Genomic DNA, 560 nt, shown 5'->3' with positions numbered 1-560 from the left:
CMGSTTTTGACCCTGGCTGTGTGAAAAGCCACGAGTCGGCTAGGATTCCTCCGTTTCCTGATGGGGGATACGGATGGGACGCTTCGTTGAAGGTGCGGACAGATCCCAGCTGACGCTCTTGCCGGAATGTCTGGAGGATTGGGTAAGCGAGGACAACGCGGTCCATGTGATCGATGTGTTCGTCGAGGCGCTCGACCTGCATGGAATGGGGTTTGAGCGTGTGATCGCCAAGGAGACGGGCCGGCCCTCCTATCATCCGGCAGTCCTTCTGAAGCTATACATCTACGGTTATCTCAATCGGGTGCAATCCAGTCGCCGCCTGGAACGTGAGGCGTGCCGCAATATCGAGGTGATGTGGCTGATCGGCCGCCTGGCTCCCGATCATAAGACGATCGCCGATTTCCGGAAGGACAATGGTGCGGCGATCCGGAAGGTTTGTGCGAAGTTCATTGCACTATGCCGGCAAATGGGCCTGTTGCAGACCCCAAGCGTCGCAATCGACGGCAGCAAGTTCAAGGCGGTGAACAACCGCGACCGCAACTTCACGCGTGCCAAGATGG

The 560-nt window shown here is 58.1% G+C and carries 1 protein-coding gene; it reads left to right on the top strand.

Features of this window, described 5'->3' with window-relative positions; translation table 11 throughout:
* Nucleotides 1-73: 73 nt before the first annotated feature.
* The coding region (locus AC630_RS42485) for a transposase (protein WP_074124411.1) at nt 74-560 on the top strand (487 nt) is incomplete at its 3' end.

The sequence above is a fragment of the Bradyrhizobium sp. AS23.2 genome, assembly GCF_001908185.1.
Taxonomy (GTDB): Bacteria; Pseudomonadota; Alphaproteobacteria; order Rhizobiales; family Xanthobacteraceae; genus Bradyrhizobium.
Note: the sequence above shows the minus strand (reverse complement) of the source record. Positions and strands in the feature narration are given on the sequence as shown.